Source organism: Protofrankia sp. Cr1 (assembly GCF_963555865.1).
Classification (GTDB): domain Bacteria; phylum Actinomycetota; class Actinomycetes; order Frankiales; family Frankiaceae; genus Protofrankia.
This window is the reverse complement of the sequence record NZ_CAUVXO010000260.1, coordinates 1-2,347: the sequence shown is the minus strand read 5'-3', so window position 1 is coordinate 2,347 and position 2,347 is coordinate 1. Positions and strand designations below refer to the sequence as shown.

Here is a 2,347-nt window from a genome sequence, read left to right as displayed (position 1 = left end):
TCTTCAAGTGCCGATGCCCGACGGGGTCGACCTGCTGGCGGACAGGTGGGCGCCACGGGTCGGTGGCGAGACGTTACCGACCGCTCTGCTCCGTTCCCCGTACGGCCGGGCGGGGGTGCTCAGCCTGAGCATGGCCAGGCCGCTGGCCGAACGCGGGTTCCAGGTGCTGATCCAGAGCACCCGCGGCGGGTTCGGCTCCGGTGGGATCTTCGACCCGCTGCGGCAGGAACGCGAGGACGGCCTCGCGACGCTGGAGTGGGTGGTCAAGCAGCCGTGGTTCGGCGGCTCGATCGTGCTGGTCGGCCTGAGCTACCTGGGCTACGTCCAGTGGGCGGTGGCCGATCGCCTGCCGCCGGAGGTCAAGGCGATGATCCCGCATATGACCGAGTCTGCGCTGACACTGGAGTTCCTGCGCAAGGACGGCATGTCGCTGGAGACGCCGTTCGTATGGGGTGCGCTGATCGCCACTATGGAACGCCGTTGGGCGACGTTCGGCAGACCGATCCAGAACAGGAGAACACGCCGCGCGCTGTACACGCTTCCGCTGGGCCGGGCCGATGTCGCCGCCGTCGGCCACCGCACGGACTACATCCAGGACATCCTCGCGCACGACACGGACGACCCGCGCTGGGCCGGCATCGACCACCGGCACCGGGTGGCCGACGTGACCGTGCCGGTCAGCTCGATCGGCGGCTGGTACGACATCCTCCTGCCCGGCCAGCTCCGCGACTTCCAGATCCTGCAGGCGGCGGGGCGCCCGGCCCGGCTCACGATCGGGCCGTGGACGCACACGTCGTTCAACAACACGGCGATCAACGAGGCCATCGAGTTCGGCCTTCCACACGCACGCGGCGACCAGCCACCGCATCGCGCAGCGGTGCGGCTGTTCGTGATGGGCGAGGACGCCTGGCGTGACGTCGACTCGTGGCCGCCGAGCGGCTACGAGTCGCAGCGCTTCCATCTGCGACCCGACGGTGCGCTGTCGACCGAACAGCCCTGCGAATCGGCGCCCGACCAGTACCGCTACGACCCGGCGGATCCCACCCCCGCGGTCGGCGGCGTGCGCCTGCTCACCGACAGCGGCCGCGTCGACAACACGGCCCTGGAGGCCCGCGCGGACGTGCTCACCTACACCACCGCCGTACTCGACCAGGACGTCGAGATCATCGGCGAGGTCAACGCCGAGATCTGGTTCCGCTCCAGCCAGCCCCACGCCGACGTGTTCGTCCGGCTCTGCGACGTCGACCCCCGCGGCCGCTCGTACAACGTCTGCGACGGTCTGACCAGCCTGTCCGGCGCCGACGAGACCTCTTGCGTGACCGTCGGGCTGTGGCCGACCGCCTACCGTTTCAAGCGTGGCCACCGGATCCGGGTCCAGGTCTCCAGCGGAGCCTTCCCCCGCTACGCCCGCAACCCCGGCACCGGCGAACCACGCGCCGCCGCCGCCACCCTCCGCGCCGCTGACCAGGCGGTGTACCGCGACCCGACACACCCCTCAGCGGTGATTCTGCCGGTCCGTCAGAGGAGCTGACCGCCAACCCCGCCACATTCGAAAATGCTACTCTCGCCATCGAGAATATTGATCTCGTCCATGGAGTAGAGTGCATGATAGATCTTGAAGTGGACCGGGGGCTGGCGGTCATCACCATCGACCGACCACATGCACGCAACGCCATTGCGCTGGCCACCATGGGCGAGTTGGACAAGGCCCTCGACGCGGCAGCAGGCGCTGCGGCACTGGTCATCAGAGGCGCCGGCGACCGGGCGTTCGTCTCGGGCGGCGATCTGAAGGAACTGGCGGCGATCCGAACGGAGGACGAAGCGACCGGCATGGCCCTGCGGATGCGGGGATTCTGCGATCGGCTCGCCGCCTTCCCCGCCCCGGTGATCGCCGCGCTCAACGGCCACGCCCTGGGTGGCGGGGCCGAGGTCGCGGTGGCCGCCGACATCCGCGTCGCCGCCGACGACATCACAATCGGCTTCAACCAGACGACGCTGGCGATCATGCCTGCCTGGGGTGGCGCCGAGCGACTCGCCACCCTGGTCGGCAGGGGCAGAGCGCTGCTGCTCGCGGGCGCCGGAACGCTGCTCGACGCCGCTGAGGCCCAGCGTGTCGGGCTGGTGGACCAGGTGCTGCCCCGGGCCTCCTTTGAGGACGGCTGGCGCTCCCTGGCCAGGTCACTCGCCACCGGCCCGGCCAGAGAGATCAAGCGCGTCATGACCGGAACCGTCCCTCCGCACGAGGCGGCGCGCGCCTTCGCGCGCCTGTGGGTGGCCGACGAGCACTGGGATGCCGCCGACAGGCTGATGCGCCGTAACAAGTGACGTGCTGGTAGTGGCGTCCGAT

At 70.0% G+C, this 2,347-nt stretch carries 2 protein-coding genes; both read left to right on the top strand.

Annotated elements, in window-relative coordinates:
- The coding region (locus U9980_RS18270; protein WP_322769025.1) for a CocE/NonD family hydrolase at positions 1 to 1,531 on the top strand (1,531 nt) is incomplete at its 5' end.
- Positions 1,532 to 1,605: 74 nt separating this feature from the next.
- A complete protein-coding gene (locus tag U9980_RS18265) occupies positions 1,606 to 2,325 on the top strand; it encodes an enoyl-CoA hydratase/isomerase family protein (protein ID WP_322769024.1) in 720 nt (239 codons plus the stop codon).
- Positions 2,326 to 2,347 lie beyond the last annotated feature (22 nt).

Bases quoted from the DNA above. Each gene is read 5' to 3' on its own strand.
- U9980_RS18265 (WP_322769024.1), top strand. From the start codon at position 1,606: ATGATAGATCTTGAAGTGGACCGGGGGCTGGCGGTCATCACCATCGAC.